This is a genomic window from Sporosarcina quadrami (assembly GCF_014836615.1).
GTDB classification, from domain to species: domain Bacteria; phylum Bacillota; class Bacilli; order Bacillales_A; family Planococcaceae; genus Sporosarcina; species Sporosarcina quadrami.
This window is the reverse complement of sequence record NZ_JACSQN010000008.1, coordinates 58026-75613: the sequence shown is the minus strand read 5'-3', so window position 1 is coordinate 75613 and position 17588 is coordinate 58026. Positions and strand designations below refer to the sequence as shown.

The following is a 17588-nucleotide window of genomic DNA, read 5'->3' as shown; positions in this document are numbered from 1 at the left end:
ATGAATATTCGATGAGGTTCCTCTGTATTTTTATACTTTTTTACAAATAGTCATAAATGTGTTGTGCACAGGTACCGACATATTTAAAAGGTATTCAATAACTTTGAAGGCGCTTACCTGCAGGTACTGCTTGTAATCGCACGGCTACGATAATGCCAAGCACTGCTCCGCTGATGCTTGAAACAAGAAAAGGAGGCATGAAGAAAAATGCGGTTACGGTCGTGCCCATAAGAATGGCTGCGTACGGAACAGCGAAGAGCGAAGCAATGATGCCCGTACCGATGACTTCCCCGACTACCGCCAACCATGTCCGGCCAGAATACTTGTATAGTAAACCCGCCAGTGCAGCTCCTATCATACCTCCTGGAAATGCAAGAAGTGACCCGGTACCTGTAAGTATGCGTACGAGACCAGTCATAAATGCGATAATCACAGCTGGTAACGGACCTAACAGTATGGCTGCGATAACGTTGACCGCATGCTGAATCGGATATGCGCGTGCGATTCCTGCAGGGAAGGAAACGAATGTCGATCCTGCTACCGCAACGGCAGTAAATACCGTCATTAACACGAGTTTTTTTGTGCTTATCCCTGCACTGTGCTTTTTTGTGTTTTCCACTGTAAGAAAGCCCCTTTCAAATCTGCAGTAGCCATTTCAGCGTCCTTGGCAGAAGCGATAGCCGAAATGACGGATACGCCTGTAGCTCCCGCTTGAATCACCGGTCCGAGATTGTGCGTTGCAATGCCGCCGATTCCGACAATCGGAAGATCAGGGTACAGGTTGGCAACGTGTTGAATCATTGACGTACCGGCCACGGGTTTGGCATCCGCTTTTGATGGTGTTGCGTAGACCGGCCCCATGCCGACATAATTTGCTCCAGCCTCAATGGCCATCCTAGCTTCTTCAACCGAGTGGACAGACACTCCTAGCAACTTGGTCGGTCCAATCTTCTTCCGGACCTCCGTTGCACAAGCATCATCCTGTCCAACATGCACGCCATCTGCATCGATTTCTATAGCAAGGTCAACATCATCATTGACGATGAACGGTACGCCATATTGTGCACATAAGCGTTGGCAACTTTGTGCAAAAGCTTTTTTTTCATTGCCAACTAAGGCATTTCGACCTTTTTCACGGAACTGAAAACAAGTGATACCACCTTTTAAGGCATCCTCCAAGATGGAGAATGGATTATCCACATTCATAGAACCCATAATGAAATACAAGCTATAATCAACGTTTTCCATTCAATTCAACATCCTTTCGTTCTGCACTACCACGATTTCGAAGTGCAGCGTGGTTTGTCGGTCCGTGTCCATTGCCGAGATTCAGACCATCCTCGATTGCCGCTTGGATGAAATGCTTCGCCGTAATAACAGCGTCTGCAATTGTTTGACCTTTCGAGAGTTCTGCTGTAATGGCAGCGGCAAATGTGCACCCTGTCCCGTGTGTATCTTTCGTTTCAATTCGCTTGCTCTTCATCAAAAAGGAATCACCTTCCGCTGACATGAACAGGTCTTCTGCAAATGAAGCCTCCTCCCGGTGGCCGCCTTTCATAACGACTGCCTTGCAGCCCATCTTCAATAAATGCTGTGCCGCAAACTCCATATCCGCCAGTGTTTTAATAGACACCCCCGTCAGTACTTCCGCTTCAGGCAGATTAGGTGTCAATAGTGTCGCAAGCGGAATTAGATGCGTTTTCAATGCGTCGATCGCGCTTTGCTGGAGCAATGAAGACCCGCCTTTTGCAATCATCACAGGATCAATCACCAACGGAAAAGCAGGATATCTCCTTATCGTTTCCGCAACCGCTTCAATAATCTCTGATGAAAACAACATGCCTGTCTTCGCAGCACCGATTGTGAAATCGTCGAGCACCGCTTCAAGTTGCGCAATGACGATATCCGTCTGAATTGGCTGAACCGCATGCACGCCTTCTGTATTTTGTGCAGTGACCGCGGTTAACACGGACGTCCCGAACGTGTCAAGCTCCTGGAATGTTTTTAGATCTGCTTGTATTCCTGCCCCTCCACCACTATCAGATCCTGCAATTGTAAGTGTTACTGAAGTCATTGTTGGAAAGCCTCCTTTTGGATGAAAATTGATGCTTGATTCACATCACTGTCCTTTAACAAATGTAGTGCATTCAAAAAGTGGACCGCGAAATCACCGGGACCTGATGCCAGTTCAGCAGCTCTTTCCCCCGCCTGTTTATAAAAAGCAAGACTATAAGCAACCGCTTCAAGTGGATGATTTTTTCCCACAGAAAGGAATGCAGCGCAAACCGCACTCAGCAGACAGCCCATTCCTGTGATTTGACTCATTAGCGGATGCCCACCTGTAATTTGTGCCACGAACGCACCATCCGTCACGATATCCGTCTTCCCCGTAACTGCAACGAGGCATTTATGGCGAACGGCTACACCTTTCGCAGCCTCCACAATATCTGCCGTCCCGTCACCAGCATCAACACCTTTTGCATCCCACGGGAAATTTGCAATCGCCGCAATTTCGCCCGCATTCCCTCTGATTAGCGACACGTCCAATTCAGCCAGCAATGTTGAAACGGTTTGTTTTCTGAATGCCGTAGCACCTGCGCCGACCGGATCGAGGACGAGGGGGTTACCTTTCTCATTGGCCATTTTTCCGGCCGCAATCATGGAGGCGATCGATACACCATCAAGCGTACCGATGTTCAGCAGTGTGCTTGAAGAAATGGCAGACACCTCCCCCGCTTCTTCAATAGCTGCCGCCATGATCGGCGACGCACCGAGTGCTAGTAAGCCGTTCGCTTGGAAATTGGCTACGACGATATTTGTTATGCAATGGACGAGCGGGCTTTTGTCACGCAGTTCTTTGAGTAATGAAATTCTTGAATTCATAATTAACCCTCCTCTTTTAAAAAGCCTATAATTCAATGGAATACAAAAAAGCCGCGTTGCTCAACACAAACGTTGAGAAAGCGGCTCGCAAATTAGCATTCAGTAACAACTCGAAAGGATGCGATCCACTTCCCTACGCTGGTATGAGCCAGATCAGGTTCCAAGGGTCCGCATATTCCTACACGTCTCAGTCTTACACAAAGACTCCCCCAGTGGTAAACTTTATTCAGTTTTCAAATTCACTATAGCATAGATAACTAGATTTGGGTACCTGTGCAAGACGCTATTCTGACAATACACTACAATTGCATAAAAATCAGACAGAAAACTAATTAAATCAACGTTTGATAGGGACCAATTCGAATTTATATACAAGTTCTTAAATAGTCATAAGTGTGTCTTGCACAGGTACCTTCCGGTAGGTACCTTCCAGTAGTTTTACGATGGGGTATGCTTATGATATGGTTACTGAAAAAAGACAGGCGGTCTCGATTTGAAAAGTATGTATAAGCGTTTAATAATCTATGTTTTCATTTTTCTTTGCGTTGGCGTTTCTGTCTTTTTCGTCAACAATAATTATCAATTTTATGATCGTCCAATCGCCCAAGTGACGGAAGTGGTTCTAGAAAAAACTACCCCTATGTCAGATCGCAATGGCAATAAAGATCTACTTTACAACCAACAACTCACTGCCGTCATGAAAAACGGTACTGAAAAAGGACAAGTCATTCAACTGACAAATGAATATTCTGCTTCAGGTGCTTATGATCAGGAATACTACGTTGGGAATGACCTCTTTGTCATACCTGATAAAACGATGGATCCGTCAGGAAATCTGACAGGTATCATAACAGATGTTAAAAGGGATAAACAAGCATTGATTATCGGGTGGATTTTCATTTTCGCCTTATTGATTGTCGGTAAACGACAAGGGTTGTTTGCGATTATCAGTTTTGCCATTAACGTCATTATCCTATCTGTCGCACTTGATATTTATGTGAAGTATCCTTCACTGAACTTGCTTGTCATATGCGGCATTTGCATGCTTTTATTTACTGTTATTTCGTTAGGGTTTGTCAGTGGGTTCACAGGAAAAACGTATGCAGCGATTATTGCGACCCTAGTCGGGACAACAGCTTCAATCGCAATTGCACTTCTCGTTCTTCGGCTTACCTCTGACAACGGATTGCGTTATGAGGAGATGCAATTCATAACGAGGCCGTATCGACTTGTATTTATTGGCGGGCTATTCATCGGATCGCTCGGCGCGATTATGGATATCGCGATTACGCTATCTTCTTCCATGTTCGCACTTTATGAAAAGGATCATACGTTATCCATGAAAGCATTGAGGGATTCCGGCATGGATATCGGTCGTGACATTATGGGGACGATTACGAACATTTTATTTCTCGCCTACATTTGCGGTTCCTTACCGATGCTTGTCTTGTCATTTAAAAACGGTACACCGTTAGGCTTCACTTTTTCTATGAATTTATCACTAGAAGTGACACGCGCTTTAGTAGGAGGAATCGGTATCGTCCTAACGATTCCGATTGGAGTATATACGTCCATCTTTTTCATTAATAGAAAGAAGGCTCGCATATGAATGCCATTGTAGTACTTTCAGTTGTTCTGCTTGGTCTCATGTTACTTATTGGTGGAAGGAAAGGGCTGAGATCATTCTTTTCACTTTTCCTGAATTTCGGAGTTATTTTCATTACGCTGGCACTCTTGCTCAACCCCGACTTGAACCCTGTCATTTTGACGTTCATTGCGAGTGCGTTAATAGGGTGTATCAGTCTGTTTTTCATTAATGAAGTTAATAGTAAGACAGTCATAGCGTTCATTTCTACGATGATTACAATTACACTGCTACTCGCTTTCATCTTCTTCGTTTCTAATACATTAATGATTCAAGGTTTTGGAGAAGAGGAAACGGAAGCGATTAGTGGATACTCTCTTTACATTGGTATTGATTTCTTGAAGATCGGTGTGTCGGTCATTATTTTAAGTACGATCGGCGCGATTATGGATGTAGCGATTTCCATTGCTTCGTCCATGTTTGAAATGAATAAGCACAATCCTTCCGTCAGTAAGAAAGAGCTTTTCGCATCGGGCATGAGTATTGGAAGGGATATATTAGGAACTGATACGAATACGCTGTTTTTCGCCTTCTTTGGCGGCTATTTGGCATTGCTTATCTGGTTCAAGGACCTGACCTATTCCATAGGTGAAATTGTCAATTCGAAAATATTCAGTTCCGAGCTGATGCTCATTCTTTGTGCGGGTACAGGTATTGCTCTTGTCATTCCGATTACATCGTGGATCAATGCAAATTACTTGAAGAAACCAGGAAAAATGAAGTCGGACTCTTAATTCCTACCAATGTAAAGTGAGTATGAGTTCACAGCAAATGCCAGCTTTATCATGCACTTGAATACGAATTCCGTCAGGTGTATATTTTGACTGAAATGTCGTGGAGATACCTGCAGACGTTATTAATTCATCCACTTTCTTCTGATCAGAAGCTTGTGCTGCTTGCATTAATTCATTGGCAAAATCAGCTGAATTCGCAATTTTTGTTGTGAGTAGTTCGACTTGTTTCATTAAATCCAACGTTTGTTTTGCAGAACTGTGAAATCTTGTCGTGTTCACTGGCGGAAAAGAGCTCGTCTCGTTCAATCTGACACTCCTGCTGTCAAACGGTACCGCAATGTGCGGATAAGCTGCGTGGACAATATAGGGGATATACCAATAAGCCATTTGCTATTCCTCCTTAGCTAAGCTCTTACAGTATATGTCCGTAAAATCTCGAATGTCGCTATCCCTTCTTTTATGCGCAATTAAAAAAGAAACCAATCATATAGAGCTCTGATTGGTTTCTCCTATAATTATTGCTATTTTAGTCTTGCCATCATACATTTTTCCACTATGCTGACTGGATTTACTTGGAGTCACTATCGGTTTCCGTATCTTCCGATATCTCCGCATCATCCACATCAGTATCTTCGCCTTCGACGTCTTCTGCGCCTTCGTCTTCAGCAGCCGGTTGCTCCACTTCAGCAGGTGCTTTTCTTGCTCCACCCATTTCATTGCGATTTTCTTTGACGTTACATGCCGTCAATGCAAATAATAGCAAAATAGATGATAACAATAATGTTATTCTTTTCATGGTCTCACCTTCCATCTTGATGTTTTATATTAGAATACCCACGTATATAGATATAACTCATTTCCCGCGAAAAATCCACCTATCCACTTCCTTAGTAAATTCATAGATTGCTTTGATTTTTATTAGAACTTGCGTAACTATATATGTATAATCAAAGAAGATACAAATTTTTTACAATTTAAAACAGCATAAAAAAGGAGATAACAAATGAAGTGCGATATATGCGATCCGATCACGAAAGTCTATACAATCTATTTTGCGGATGACCAGCAAATAGAGCCTCTTGAACACTATTTCAGCGAGTTTCCCAAAACGAGATGGCATAAAATGAACGACCGGATGTTTTGGACGGATGAACCAATTTTCTTCAGCTTGATGGATTATGTAAACGCTCATTTGCATATTTCATCCATTTATGCTGTGGAGTCCGATCCACATGATCCTCTAAGAGAATTATATAAAATGAAACCGATTATGGAGTTTCAAGCGGAACGCGAAGCAAGTTGGATTGATGAATTGATAAAAAAGAAAGCAATCGTTACCCACTTCCAACCTATCGTGAGCGTAACGAACGGACAAGCTGAAATCTTTGGCAACGAGCTATTAAGCAGAGGGTTAGATAATAATAGCAATATCATTTCACCTTATCTACTATTTGAAGCTGCTAGAAAACGAAACAGACTCTTTGCGCTAGATCGGCTTTGCCGCCTTGAGTCCATTAACAATGCATTACCTGTTGCGGATAAGCTTATCTTCATTAACTTTATACCTACAGCTATTTACGTGCCTGAGCATTGTTTAGCAACAACGTTCGCCGCTATTAAAAAGTTAGGAATAAAACCTGAACAGGTCGTGTTTGAAGTCGTGGAAACTGACAAGATTGAGAATATGGCACATTTACTGAAGATACTAGAGTATTATAGATCTCACGGCATCAAATATGCGCTGGATGATGTCGGTACAGGCTTCAATGATTTAGATTTATTGTCCCGTATGGAGCCTGATTTCGTTAAGCTTGCAAGAGAATATACAGATGGAGTAAGTACAGATCCCGCTAAGTGGGAAGTCGCTAAATTAGTTATGGACATGGCCCATAAAGTTGGTGCCCGAGCGCTTGCTGAAGGTGTTGAACAAAAGGAAGACTTGGACTGTCTAATTGAGATGGGGTACGATTTATATCAAGGTTACTTGTTTGCCAAGCCGAGTGAAATACCAGTAGAAGCACTTTCTGCTGTATTGTAAAAATGCGTGACCGACAAAGACCCGTAGCAGAAGCACCGCTTCCTTTGCGGGTCCTTTCTCATGCATATTTACGGCAGATTGAATTTAACTCAGAATATACAATGTATCGATTTGACAGGGGTGGAAGGTTTGAGAAAGAAACTAGGGATTGCACTTGGAATTATAATTACTTTAATAATTGTCGCTTTTCTCGTTGCAGGAAATTACTTTTACAATCAAGCAGTTAAAAGAGGAACGGAAGTTGTGTTACATAAAGAAAATGTTTCTTTAAATGCGCTTGCCAGCGAAGAGGATCAAGTATACTTGAAGGAAGCAAAGAAGTGGTACGATGACCAACAGCCAGAAATTGTTTCTGTTGAAACAGATGAAGGTATCCGCATCCATTCACAATTCATAGCCCAACCTACTCCCGAGCAAAAAGGTGTCGTTCTTGTCCACGGATTTCGGAGTACTGGGGGTGACATGGGGAAGCTTGCAAAATTCTATTATGATCAAGGGTTTGATGTTCTCTTGCCTGATGCACGTGGACATGGTGACAGTGAAGGAGACTATATCGGCTTCGGCTGGCATGATAGAATGGATATTTTACAATGGGTGGATTTTCTCACTGCGCACGGAGATGAACAGATCATTTTACACGGAAATTCAATGGGTGCTGCCACCGTTTTAATGGCAAGTGGAGAAGAACTTCCTGTTGAAGTGAGAGGGATTGTTGCGGACAGTTCTTATAGCAGTGTCAAAGAAGAACTTGCGCACCAACTGAAGCATATTTATAATCTACCTGCTTTTCCATTGTTGGAAGTGACTAGCTTTGTTACTAAACTGCGTGCAGGTTATACATTCGGTGAAGCTTCTGTCGTTAATCAAGTGAAGAAAAACACACGTCCTGTCTTTATCATTCATGGAGATGCTGATGATCTTGTACCAACTGAGATGGCACAACAAATTTATGGTGCCGCAAATGGCGACAAAGATTTATGGATTGTTCCAGATGCTGGACATGTGAAAGCTTATGATAATGTAACGATGGAATTTGAACGACGCTTACAAACGTTTTTGGATAGTGTAATGAAAGAATAGACTTCGTGTACTCAAATGCGGATTGTGTTAACATACATACCGGATACATAAAAGACCGGAGGCTATTATGACGAATCGTACTAAAGGCATTTTATATTTATTGGCATCAGCTTTCGGTTTTTCGCTCATGACGTTGTTCGTTAAACTTTCGGGTGACGTGCCAACGTTGCAGAAAACCATCTTCAGAAATGGCGTATCGATGGTCATTTCATTCTTCTTTGTCATTTACTTCAAAGAGCGCTTATTCGGCAAACGTGAAAACCAACCACTGTTACTGTTGCGCTCGGTACTTGGCATGATCGGTATCATCTTATTATTTTACGCAATCGACCACCTCGTTATTGCGGATGCAGATATGTTGAATAAAATGAGTCCCTTTTTCACCATTGTCTTTGCAGCGATTTTCTTGAAAGAACATGTGAAACGGTTCCAGGTGATTAGTATTATCGTCGCTTTCCTCGGTACGCTGTTCATTATTAAACCGTCATTTTCACTCGATGTTGTTCCTTATGCAGCCGGCATACTTTCAGCCATTTTTGCAGGTGCTGCGTATACCGCCTTGCGCGCACTCGGCAACCGGGAAAAATTTTATACGATTGTCTTCTATTTCTCAGGGTTCACGACAGTCGTGTTGTTGCCGTTTGTTATATATGGGTATGAGCCGATGACGATGCAGCAGACGATTTACTTACTGCTCGGTGGTGTATTCGCGACAATTGGCCAGTTCGGAATCACGCTTGCATATAAGTTTGCACCTGCAAAAGAGATTTCGGTGTTCAACTACTTCACCGTCGTGTTTACAGCACTGCTCGGATTAACATTCCTTGGGCAAGCACCCGATATTTACAGCATCATCGGCTATCTCATTATTTTCGGTGCCTCGTTCTATATGTTCAAGAAGAACAAAGATGATAATGTCTTCAGTGTAGAATCCATGCGTAAAACGTGAAAAGAGCGAGGTTCTGTTGTTCAGAACTTCGCTCTTGTTCCGTATAGTTTGTTCCATTTTCAACAGATTTACAACAGAGAACTGAAATATGTTACGTCCAATGGTTTATGGATAATGAAAATAGCATAAAGCAAGAAACTCATTCAATATGCTGGATGATCCATTTTGACGCGCTCAGGAGATCAGGAAAAGCAGCATCTGCTAGCGGATCGCTTTCCCCAATGAACACTGTTTTTGTTCCCGCCTTTTTCCCTGCGATGATATCTGTGTCGGTATCCCCGACCATGTACGAAGAGGAAAGTTCTACATCATATTTTTCAGCCAAGTCTTCTATCAACTTGCCCTTCGGCTTCCTGCATGCACAGCCCGCTTTTGGTTTGTGTGGGCAATAGGCAACTTCTTCAATTATGGCATCCACTTTCTGAAGCTCATCTATCATATGGGCATGAATCGCGTGCAACTGAGTTTCCTTCATAAAACCTAAACCGACGCCTCCTTGATTGGTGACAACAAACACATAATCGAATACTTTGTTCAATTGGCGAATCGCTTCCGGCACACCAGGTAAAAAGTACAGCTGATCGGGACGATTAACAAACTTTACTCGGTCGGTGAGTACTTCATTAATGACGCCATCCCGATCTAGGAAAACAGCTTTTTTCATGAAATATTCATTCCTTATATTTATTTTCAAACCTAGTATGTACATGTTCTTCTATGTAGATAACATGTACCACATCGTTTACAGGTTCCGATTAGGCTGAGTAAAACTCTGTCACTTGATTTTCAACAAGTCAAAAGGTGTAATAATACCAATCAAATCTTCATTATGATCGGCATTTTTCGTAATAAGCAATGCTTCAAGGCGAGTACCTCTCGTAATTGCTCGTTTAAAATAGTTTTCCGCTTCATACACAGATAGATCCTTTTCGACAAACTCAAATGATTCCTTGCGTTTTTCATAGTCATATACCGCAGAAAGAGTCGGTATTTCCCGGGGAATAGAATTCTCTGTCGATTGGCCTGCTAACCAATATGTAATACCTACAGCCGTTATAAGTCCTTTAAATTTCCCATTTTCATAGATCGGCACTTGACTGAATTTATTATCAGTCATTAATTTTAATGCTGCGGTCAATCGTTCTGTGGATTGGAGTGTATGCACTTTACCTCCGAAGAGTGCTCCGACAGTAAGTGGATTGCTCAGTTTACGTTCGATTTCTTCGATACGTTCTACTGTATCATCATGAGGTTCGGCAATAACGTAGTCAATGCCTGTCCGATGATGAACAATTGCATTCCGCAAATCTCCATACTCACGTAAATCCTCTTCATAATTGCGGACTACCGAATTTTTGATTTTCGCTTTATCAATTAAACGGTAAAATGGCATATACCCACTTTCATCAACTTTTCCTGCAAGCAATTTTTCAATCCGGTTATATGCGACAACAAACCTCTCTGAATTTTTAACTGACATGGGTTTCAGCTCCTTTTTGAAAGTATACCCACAATTCATTGATGGTGTGCATTCGAAAACTAAGTGATGACTTGAACAACTACGAAAATGTATTGTTTCTTCCCGTTTAGATGAACTGTGTAAAGGGAATTATAATTCAACTATGTCAAACTTTCGGTGTGGATCCACACTCGCAAATGTTAAAAAGTTATAGGATAATATATTTTTTATGAATCATCGTATGTGAAAGAGGGATAGTATGGCTCAGAAAAAACGATATACGAATATAGATTGTGCAAATACGTCCAGTACGCTTACTGAGTTGTTTCAGTGGCAGAAAGAACGACGGGCAAAAAACAAAGATTTAGAGCATACAATTGCACAAGCTCCCTATAAAGACATTAAAAAAATTAAGCAAAACCGCTCTACTACTTCAATCACTTGGATCGGCCACTCCACTTTTTTAATTCAGATGAATGGTTTGAATATTATTACTGATCCTGTCTGGGCGGAGCGGATGGGATTCGGGAAACGACTAACGGCTCCGGGACTCGAAATAGATGACTTACCTGAAATCCACGCTGTACTGATTTCTCACAGTCATTATGATCATTTGAATTTCAAATCCATTAAGCAGTTGAAAGGCAATCCTACCTATTATGTACCTGCTGGATTGGCGCGCACCTTTACGACACGCGGACTTATGAAAGTATTGGAATTTAATTGGTACGACTCCATACAACATAGTGGAATGACGTTCACTTTCGTCCCGGCTCAACATTGGACAAAAAGGACATTGACGGATACGAATACATCTCATTGGGGTGGGTGGGTAATCGAGAACGAGGATAGCTCCATTTACTTTGCTGGGGATACGGCTGATTTTCCCGGATTTAGCGATTTAGCAGAAAGATTCGATATCGATACTGTGCTCATGCCGATTGGTGCTTATGAGCCGGAATGGTTTATGAAAGCGACACATATTAATCCCGAAGATGCAGTAAAAGCCTTTTTGGAATTGAAAGGAAAGACATTCATTCCTATGCACTATGGCACGTATCATCTGGCGGATGATACAGGACCGGAAGCGATTGCAAGACTGGACGCAGAGTGGAAGCGATTAGGATTGGATGAATCGCGGTTGAAGAAATTGCTTATTGGGGAAACATGGTGGATTTAAAAAAGAGGCTTGGACTAACCTATTTGGTTTCGTCCAAGCCTCTTTTTATAGTGCATCAGTATGTTCAAGACCCGCAGGCAACAACTGTGGCATACCAATTCGTTCCAAACCGTTTTTGATTTTCGTTGTGTAGCCTTTATTGTTTTTATTCATATAACCTGCCTTTGAACGAATCATCCGCTCAAATACAGCAGTTTTGGATGGGTCGACATCCATCCACATTTCGTAAGAATGTATCAAATCCTCTAATGTCAAGTGGACATAATCTTCGCCGACTAGCGTTCGATTCGGCGACATTTTGTACCAGATGTCACCATTTGGACGAATCCATTTTGTGACGTCTTTTTCAATCGCTGATTGTAGACTCGTAGCTGTCTCCAAATATATCGGTTTACCCGTTTCCTTGTATGCGAGTAGAAGAATGTTCATGCCCCCGAGCAAGTGATTCATTGATGTATGCGTTTTGACGTTTTGCTTTGAAGGGAAATAATCCTGAATGTAGTAAGAATTTGCATCCACTTTAATAATATTCCCTTTGCTCTTTTGTGAAACGAGTAGATCGGCATAATTGATCAGCCCTCGATTGTAGTCGCTATGACCAAATGCTTTGCCGCCATTATAGAGAAATAACGCAATCTGTTCGTTGAAACGTGTATCGACAAATGGCGCTGTTATGCCGAACAGATTTTTTAAATAGGTGCTCGTCACTTCAGTTTCCCAATACGTCTTGTCCCCTTTGAAAATATCCAGATTGGCAAATGAATTATAGAGCAGACTTTCGTAATATCGTTCTTGTGTTTCATTATATTTCCCCATGACACGGTCTTCCTTCACGAGCAGAAGATTCCGTCCGTATCCTCGTCCTGAAGCAGGCATCGGCTCAATTGTTGTCGCCATTTTATTGTAAGGGCCGTTTGCTGTATACCATTTGTTACGCTTTTTATAATAGATGGCGGATTCATGCATCCAGTCGTCCATCTGTTGATTCGAAGAGAATAGCTGTTGATCGGAAAGTAGCAGCCAATGGTCGACAACATCATACCCTTGCGATTGTAGTGTATAAACAGAAAGCACTGTATCGCCAAGCAAAATGCCACTGAACGCTTCACTTTCATCCATCAATTCGCGCGTATGACTGCTTTCGCCATTCTTATACTTCAGTGATAGCTCTTTTGAACGGAATGACTTGCCGATCATTTTCTGCGCTTTATTCCCTTCAGCTAAGGTCTTTTCAAAAACCCCCGTCGGATACGTCGTCATATCGAAACCGAATGTCCCATCTGCATTTTTCTTAATGGGATAACGGTCGTATGTGCGCACTATTCCTTTTGCTACATTACTTTCAGACTGTATAAGGTCAACTGTAATAGGCAGGCGTTGTGGATTTCTTAGTTCTGTGAAAATGAAATAATCGCCATTTTCAAGTTGTCTTTTCGTCACATTCACAACTGCAGGCGACATACCTGCAATACTATACGTATATACGGTATCCGTTGAATGCGAATGCTTTTTCGTTTTTTCGTTCGTTAACTGCAAGTAAGCATTCGATCGTAAATAGGTTTTATCCGTTTTTGAAACGGGCACTTCTACGAAATTCTGTTCATGGCGTACGGGTTTGAAATTGCCGTACGTTCCTGCCTTCTTGAATGAAATCTGGGGTGTCTCGGTAATTTTGTCTGTCTTGACCATTGCACGGTGAAGGAAAACGACATAGGTCGCTCGATTAACAGCCGTTTTCGGATCAAATGTGCCATCTTCCTTACCTGTTGTAATGCCGTGTTGTGCAAGGATTTTGACGCCATCACGGTGAGATTCACTGATCCTCTTTTGGTCCTTAAATTGAATCTCTTCACCCGTGTCTTGCAACTTGAACGCACGCACGATGACAGTCGCCATCTGTTCACGTGTCAATGAGTCGGCGACACCGAACGTTCCATCTTCTTTACCGAGGAAAATCTCCGCTTTGTACGTGGACATCGCACCTCGTAAATGGGATGACTTACTGCTGACATCCTTGAAGATTGGGCGGTATGGCGCATCGGGTAATCCGAGTGCCTGCGACAGTAGATTCGCAGCTTGTCCGCGTGATACTTCCAGCGCCGGACGGAACTGCTTATCGGGATAGCCGTTAATAATTCCCATCTTGACGAGTTGTGTCACCTCATCTTTTGCCCAAAATTCATTATGGATATCTGAGAAGTTTTGCTCGATTTCCATCGCGTTTGCATTGGTGTTGAATCCAAAGAGTGCAAGCATCATCGCGAGCACACTTGCTAAGATAGGTTGTGCTAGTTTGGAAATGAACATATTTTTTCATGCCTCCTGTTATGTAGTGCAACAGTTTAATGCGTAGTATGTACTGTTTTGATTAAGCAATGAAAATCTGGTATTCGTTCTGCCTTGGCATTGAGCGCTCCAGGCTTCCTATCGAGCGCATCCACGCTTGCATTGAGCGCTTCGGGCTTCCTATTGAGCGGATCCACGCTCACATTGAGCGCTTCGGGCTTCCTATTGAGCGGATCCACGCTTGCATTGAGCGCTTCGGGCTTCCTATTGAGCGGATTCACGCTTACATTGAGCGCTTCAATGAATCGCATGCAATTAGGATGCCCGTACGCTTCACAAACTCATCATTTCTATTTTAATGCGCCACTCACTTCAGACAATCTACGGTTGGTTGACTTTGTCTTTCTTATTCCTCAATGAGCCAGCGTCCAACAGTTGGGTCCCATCCCATTTGGAACACTTGCTCAGCTACTCCTTCGCGACCATACTTGTAGCGCACTTCGACTTGGTCGTCTGATAACGGTGACACTTTCCGGTAAGAGGCTTCTAGGAACAATTCGCCTAATCGGTTAATTTGCGTAAACTCCGGCGTCTGCGGCAATTTACTTGCGCCCATGAGCTTGTCATACATATACAAATCGAACGTTTGCTCAGGAGTATAATCCCCGTCAAGACGATCCGTTATATAATCTAGATAGATCGATTTTGTTTGCTCCTCCGTCGCTAGACCAACAACCTGTCCATAAATTTTATGAACGGGTGTAATTGTCGCCCCTTGCACTGTTTTTGCCGCAGGAAAGTGATTCAACAAGAAGTATTCACGTGCATTCAATAGTTGGTCGTAGCCTCCTGCAATGGTGACTTCCTGTTCTGTGAAATGTGCTAAAATGTCAGAATCCAAAGGTTTTCCATTGATGCGCAGCTCGCCATCTTTCAGCACGACCCGATCGCCCGGAACAGCAAGCACTTCATAATAGGCATCCGAATAAGTCGGTAAATGGCTCGTCGTATTGGTCATCGTCCGCACAATATCGCCTGCTTTGTAGACTACATCATCATACAAGCCTTCTTTTCGTTCGATGACTGTATGGAATGCATACGAACTTCCCTTCATCGCAAACCGTTCACGATCTACATAATACAAACCGTCTACTTCATCAAAATGCGGTAATGAAGAAAACGATTCATAATCCACGTCTGACAGCAGTTTCTTCTTTTGCAACGCTGAAATCTGTGCCAAATCATCAAGCGGATCGTACGGTGTGCCCGGGCCTTCGTCCGATGAAAGCTGATTCATCGGGTTCATGCTGAAGAACAGGAACAGCGCAATAGCCGGTATGGCAACCGATACAAACAGCACGGGCCAAGACGTCTTTCTAACAGGTGTCCGCAACTTTTCGCGCACGCCTTGTTGAATACGTCTTTCCTGTTCAGATGTATCACCCATCATTTGATCGAACTTTCGTTTCATATCGCTCAATTGTTCATAACCTCCTCGTCTTCTTGATCAAAAAACTCTTTCAATTGGTGTTTCGCTCTTCGAAGACGCGTTTTTACGGTATTTTCATTCAGCTGTAAGTAATTGGCTATTTCAGTTATCGATTGTTCATCATAATAAAATAAAATTAACGGTTCACGGTATTTCAATGGCAGCTGGAACAGATTCTTTTCAAGCGATGCCAAACGCTCTTGCTCCAGCAATAATTCTTCTGTGCTTTTGACGGATGTGAAAACCGTATCAAACAAGACATCTTTTTTATGCTTCCACGAACGCAGATAATCTTTGGAACGGTTGGCTGTCATTTTAGTCAAGTAGGTTTTTAGAGAAGCTTCATTGCGAAATTGATCGCTTTTCCGAAAATAGGTAATAAACACTTCTTGCACCAGATCTTCTGCTGTCGACCAATTTTTCACATATAAATAAGCGATGCGCACGAGATATCGTGAGTGCTCATTCATTAGTTGATCCATTTCATTCATTTACGGAATCTCACCCTTTTCTATTGCCAAGACGTGTTCCCATCCACGTACTTTGCAAATTGCTCAAATGACCTGTTTTCCGTCATTCCGAATCGACGTACTTCATAATTTGAATCATTCATATTGGCATAGCCTTCAATAATCGTGAATCCGATAAGCAAACCTGCATCTTTAGCTGCAGCAATAAACTCTTCATTATATTGCCCATAAGGATAGGCAAGTGCAACGGCATTCGGCAACTGCGCCAAATTCGCTTGCAGATCTGCTCTAATTTCATCTCGCTGCAATGCCAACCCAACACCGTATTTTCGATCTGTCAATGTATGCAAATCGTCGGTATGTGCTTCGAATTGAAAGACGTCCTGCATTTCTTTCAGATCCGACATGGTTAAATACTGGATTGGACCTTCTGCATCGAATTGCTGCGCACCTTCCGCTTTATGTGTTCTGGAAGTGATGATATGGTGCGGCGCGGTGAATCCATATTTTTTCAATATCGGGTAAGCATACTCTTTCGCCGATAGTAAACCGTCATCGAAAGTGATGAGCACCATTTTGTCCGGCAAGACTAGACGCCCTTCCAAATAATCATACAGTTGCTGTGCTGAAAGGGACTTGAATTGCTCGTCGTTCAAGTAGGCCATCTGTTCGTCGAAAGCTTCCACCGAAACGGTACTTGCAGCGGACTTCATCAAATCACGCGGCACCATATGGTGATAGACAAGTACGGGCAGCCCTTTATCCAATTCTACGGAGTGCTTTTGAATGTACCCTGGTCGCCCACCCAGTTCAATGATATACCAATCTTCTTCCTCGTGGAGAATAGGGAATCGATAATTTTCTTCCAATTTCAGTAAGACGGCACTTTGGCTATCCGCCTTCTCATGTACGGTCGTCGTTTGGAATGTTTTCATCGCTCCGTATCGTTTCATTTGCGTCAAAGTTGGGATCTTCTTCTTTTCAATAGTGCCTTCCGCCTTGCGGACATACACATTCATCTTACCGAACCGCAGCTCGTAATAGTCTTCATCCTCTTCGATGATCGCTACGGATTGGTCCGCTTGCAATTCGCCTATTTGGATGAAACGCTCTGTTTTCATATAAATAGGTTGTTCGTGCTGTAAAGTGAGCACTTTTTCAAATTCCCGCTGTACGACGAGCGGTTCGTCTTCTGCACTTTGAGCAAATACTTTCCCTAAGTGTTCATTCAACAAGAAAGTGTTCGGTAGGTCCCATTTCATTCCTATAAAAACAAATGCGCTTACAAATAATAAACCCAGTATCCATCTTTTCTTCATTCCCTGTACCTCCATAATCATTCAAGCACCGTACAGACGGAGATAATCAGAAAAAG

Annotated in this window: 18 protein-coding genes and 1 riboswitch; of the genes, 6 read left to right on the top strand and 12 right to left on the bottom strand. The window is 42.7% G+C overall.

Features of this window, described 5'->3' with window-relative positions; translation table 11 throughout:
- Positions 1-94: 94 nt before the first annotated feature.
- From thiW to thiM, 4 genes are read right to left on the bottom strand one after another with little or no spacing between them, the layout of a single operon-like run.
- The gene (gene thiW / locus H9649_RS10155) at positions 95-589 is read right to left on the bottom strand and encodes an energy coupling factor transporter S component ThiW (RefSeq protein ID WP_191694822.1); all 495 of its coding nucleotides are present in this window, start codon (positions 587-589) and stop codon (positions 95-97) included.
- On the bottom strand, positions 586-1248 hold the full coding sequence (gene thiE / locus H9649_RS10150; RefSeq protein WP_191694643.1) for a thiamine phosphate synthase: 663 nt from the start codon (positions 1246-1248) through the stop codon (positions 586-588). Before thiE ends, thiW begins: the two co-directional genes overlap by 4 nt.
- Positions 1235-2074 (bottom strand): bifunctional hydroxymethylpyrimidine kinase/phosphomethylpyrimidine kinase, encoded by an 840-nt coding sequence (gene thiD, locus H9649_RS10145; RefSeq protein ID WP_191694642.1) that lies wholly within the window; start codon positions 2072-2074, stop codon positions 1235-1237. Before thiD ends, thiE begins: the two co-directional genes overlap by 14 nt.
- Positions 2071-2883 carry a hydroxyethylthiazole kinase gene (gene thiM, locus H9649_RS10140; protein WP_191694641.1) on the bottom strand — a complete coding sequence of 271 codons (813 nt, stop codon included), beginning with the start codon at positions 2881-2883 and terminating at the stop codon, positions 2071-2073. Before thiM ends, thiD begins: the two co-directional genes overlap by 4 nt.
- 113 nt (positions 2884-2996) lie before the next feature.
- Positions 2997-3104: riboswitch (TPP riboswitch) on the bottom strand.
- A 281-nt stretch (positions 3105-3385) separates the two neighbouring features.
- On the opposite strand from thiM, the gene H9649_RS10135 reads away from it, so the two are divergent.
- Positions 3386-4492: a YibE/F family protein gene (locus H9649_RS10135; protein ID WP_191694821.1), complete on the top strand. Its 1107-nt coding sequence runs from the start codon at positions 3386-3388 to the stop codon at positions 4490-4492.
- The gene (locus H9649_RS10130) at positions 4489-5262 is read left to right on the top strand and encodes a YibE/F family protein (protein ID WP_191694640.1); all 774 of its coding nucleotides are present in this window, start codon (positions 4489-4491) and stop codon (positions 5260-5262) included. Before H9649_RS10135 ends, H9649_RS10130 begins: the two co-directional genes overlap by 4 nt.
- A gap of 3 nt (positions 5263-5265) precedes the next feature.
- Here the strand turns inward: H9649_RS10130 and H9649_RS17855 are convergent, their stop codons facing one another.
- Together H9649_RS17855 and H9649_RS10120 are read right to left on the bottom strand one after the other, a co-directional pair.
- Entirely contained in the window at positions 5266-5649 is a 384-nt protein-coding gene (locus tag H9649_RS17855; RefSeq protein WP_225229808.1) for a hypothetical protein, read from the bottom strand.
- 181 nt (positions 5650-5830) lie between these two features.
- Positions 5831-6058 (bottom strand): hypothetical protein, encoded by a 228-nt coding sequence (locus H9649_RS10120; protein ID WP_191694639.1) that lies wholly within the window; start codon positions 6056-6058, stop codon positions 5831-5833.
- Positions 6059-6265: 207 nt separating this feature from the next.
- On the opposite strand from H9649_RS10120, the gene H9649_RS10115 reads away from it, so the two are divergent.
- The 3 genes from H9649_RS10115 (at position 6266) to H9649_RS10105 (ending at position 9329) form a co-directional block, all read left to right on the top strand.
- Entirely contained in the window at positions 6266-7300 is a 1035-nt protein-coding gene (locus H9649_RS10115) for an EAL domain-containing protein (protein WP_191694638.1), read from the top strand.
- A 129-nt stretch (positions 7301-7429) separates the two neighbouring features.
- Positions 7430-8380: an alpha/beta hydrolase gene (locus H9649_RS10110; protein WP_191694637.1), complete on the top strand. Its 951-nt coding sequence runs from the start codon at positions 7430-7432 to the stop codon at positions 8378-8380.
- Between the two features lie 67 nt (positions 8381-8447).
- Complete coding sequence (locus H9649_RS10105; RefSeq protein ID WP_191694636.1) at positions 8448-9329, top strand: DMT family transporter; 882 nt, start codon at positions 8448-8450, stop codon at positions 9327-9329.
- A gap of 139 nt (positions 9330-9468) precedes the next feature.
- Here the strand turns inward: H9649_RS10105 and H9649_RS10100 are convergent, their stop codons facing one another.
- Together H9649_RS10100 and H9649_RS10095 are read right to left on the bottom strand one after the other, a co-directional pair.
- Positions 9469-9993 (bottom strand): D-glycero-alpha-D-manno-heptose-1,7-bisphosphate 7-phosphatase, encoded by a 525-nt coding sequence (locus tag H9649_RS10100; RefSeq protein ID WP_191694635.1) that lies wholly within the window; start codon positions 9991-9993, stop codon positions 9469-9471.
- A gap of 111 nt (positions 9994-10104) precedes the next feature.
- Positions 10105-10809 (bottom strand): CBS domain-containing protein, encoded by a 705-nt coding sequence (locus H9649_RS10095; RefSeq protein ID WP_191694634.1) that lies wholly within the window; start codon positions 10807-10809, stop codon positions 10105-10107.
- Between the two features lie 238 nt (positions 10810-11047).
- Between H9649_RS10095 and H9649_RS10090 the strand changes: the two genes are divergently transcribed.
- Positions 11048-11968 carry an MBL fold metallo-hydrolase gene (locus tag H9649_RS10090; RefSeq protein ID WP_191694633.1) on the top strand — a complete coding sequence of 307 codons (921 nt, stop codon included), beginning with the start codon at positions 11048-11050 and terminating at the stop codon, positions 11966-11968.
- A gap of 45 nt (positions 11969-12013) precedes the next feature.
- On the opposite strand, the gene H9649_RS10085 is transcribed toward H9649_RS10090, so the two are convergent.
- From H9649_RS10085 to H9649_RS10070, 4 genes are all read right to left on the bottom strand, one after another.
- Complete coding sequence (locus H9649_RS10085; RefSeq protein ID WP_225229807.1) at positions 12014-14275, bottom strand: S-layer homology domain-containing protein; 2262 nt, start codon at positions 14273-14275, stop codon at positions 12014-12016.
- A gap of 385 nt (positions 14276-14660) precedes the next feature.
- Complete coding sequence (locus tag H9649_RS10080; RefSeq protein ID WP_225229817.1) at positions 14661-15725, bottom strand: S26 family signal peptidase; 1065 nt, start codon at positions 15723-15725, stop codon at positions 14661-14663.
- Between the two features lie 5 nt (positions 15726-15730).
- Positions 15731-16234 (bottom strand): sigma-70 family RNA polymerase sigma factor, encoded by a 504-nt coding sequence (locus H9649_RS10075; RefSeq protein ID WP_191694631.1) that lies wholly within the window; start codon positions 16232-16234, stop codon positions 15731-15733.
- 20 nt (positions 16235-16254) lie between these two features.
- Positions 16255-17532 (bottom strand): polysaccharide deacetylase family protein, encoded by a 1278-nt coding sequence (locus tag H9649_RS10070; protein WP_191694630.1) that lies wholly within the window; start codon positions 17530-17532, stop codon positions 16255-16257.
- Positions 17533-17588 lie beyond the last annotated feature (56 nt).

Bases quoted from the DNA above. Each gene is read 5' to 3' on its own strand.
- thiE (WP_191694643.1), bottom strand. From the start codon at position 1,248: ATGGAAAACGTTGATTATAGCTTGTATTTCATTATGGGTTCTATGAAT.
- thiD (WP_191694642.1), bottom strand. From the start codon at position 2,074: ATGACTTCAGTAACACTTACAATTGCAGGATCTGATAGTGGTGGAGGG.
- thiM (WP_191694641.1), bottom strand. From the start codon at position 2,883: ATGAATTCAAGAATTTCATTACTCAAAGAACTGCGTGACAAAAGCCCG.
- H9649_RS10135 (WP_191694821.1), top strand. From the start codon at position 3,386: ATGTATAAGCGTTTAATAATCTATGTTTTCATTTTTCTTTGCGTTGGC.
- H9649_RS10130 (WP_191694640.1), top strand. From the start codon at position 4,489: ATGAATGCCATTGTAGTACTTTCAGTTGTTCTGCTTGGTCTCATGTTA.
- H9649_RS17855 (WP_225229808.1), bottom strand. From the start codon at position 5,649: ATGGCTTATTGGTATATCCCCTATATTGTCCACGCAGCTTATCCGCAC.
- H9649_RS10120 (WP_191694639.1), bottom strand. From the start codon at position 6,058: ATGAAAAGAATAACATTATTGTTATCATCTATTTTGCTATTATTTGCA.
- H9649_RS10115 (WP_191694638.1), top strand. From the start codon at position 6,266: ATGAAGTGCGATATATGCGATCCGATCACGAAAGTCTATACAATCTAT.
- H9649_RS10105 (WP_191694636.1), top strand. From the start codon at position 8,448: ATGACGAATCGTACTAAAGGCATTTTATATTTATTGGCATCAGCTTTC.
- H9649_RS10100 (WP_191694635.1), bottom strand. From the start codon at position 9,993: ATGAAAAAAGCTGTTTTCCTAGATCGGGATGGCGTCATTAATGAAGTA.
- H9649_RS10095 (WP_191694634.1), bottom strand. From the start codon at position 10,809: ATGTCAGTTAAAAATTCAGAGAGGTTTGTTGTCGCATATAACCGGATT.
- H9649_RS10090 (WP_191694633.1), top strand. From the start codon at position 11,048: ATGGCTCAGAAAAAACGATATACGAATATAGATTGTGCAAATACGTCC.
- H9649_RS10085 (WP_225229807.1), bottom strand. From the start codon at position 14,275: ATGTTCATTTCCAAACTAGCACAACCTATCTTAGCAAGTGTGCTCGCG.
- H9649_RS10080 (WP_225229817.1), bottom strand. From the start codon at position 15,725: ATGAAACGAAAGTTCGATCAAATGATGGGTGATACATCTGAACAGGAA.
- H9649_RS10075 (WP_191694631.1), bottom strand. From the start codon at position 16,234: ATGAATGAAATGGATCAACTAATGAATGAGCACTCACGATATCTCGTG.
- H9649_RS10070 (WP_191694630.1), bottom strand. From the start codon at position 17,532: ATGAAGAAAAGATGGATACTGGGTTTATTATTTGTAAGCGCATTTGTT.